At 64.1% G+C, this 541-nt stretch carries 1 protein-coding gene; it reads right to left on the bottom strand.

Features of this window, described 5'->3' with window-relative positions:
• The coding region (locus tag ACU8YC_RS26005) for an acyl-CoA dehydrogenase family protein (RefSeq protein ID WP_446896114.1) at window positions 1-454 on the bottom strand (454 nt) is incomplete at its 3' end.
• Window positions 455-541: the final 87 nt, after the last annotated feature.

Below are 541 nucleotides of genomic sequence, written 5' to 3'. Positions count from 1 at the left end.
GCGTCTGGATGTTGGTCGCATCGGAGGACGGCACGTCCGGCTCGGTCATGGCGAAGGCCGAGCGGATTTCACCTTCCAATAGCGGCTTGAGCCAGCGCTCGCGCTGCTCGGGCGTGGCGAACAGGTGCAGCAGCTCCATGTTGCCGGTATCCGGCGCGTTGCAGTTGAACACCTCGGAGGCCCAGTGCACGCGCCCCATGATCTCCGCCAGCGGCGCGTACTCGAGATTGCTCAGGCCCATGCCCGGCTCGTCCTCGCCGAGCGACGGCAGGAACAGGTTCCACAGCCCTTCCGAACGCGCCAGCGCCTTGAGGTCGTCCATGAAGGAGACGGGATACTGTCCGGCCGCAACCTCGGCATGCCAGGCGCCTATTCGCGGCACGATGTACTGGTCCATGAAGGCGCGCAGTTGCTGACGCAGCGCCTCGACACGTGGGCTATAGGCGAAATCCATGGGCAACCTCTGCTGATCGGGAAACGATGCAGCCACCTTAGTTCCCGCAGCCGCTAAAGCAACGAGGCTGCGATGACTGAATCAGGC

It is taken from the genome of Citrobacter sp. VF227 (assembly GCF_052950715.1).
This window is presented reverse-complemented; position numbering and strand designations above follow the sequence as displayed.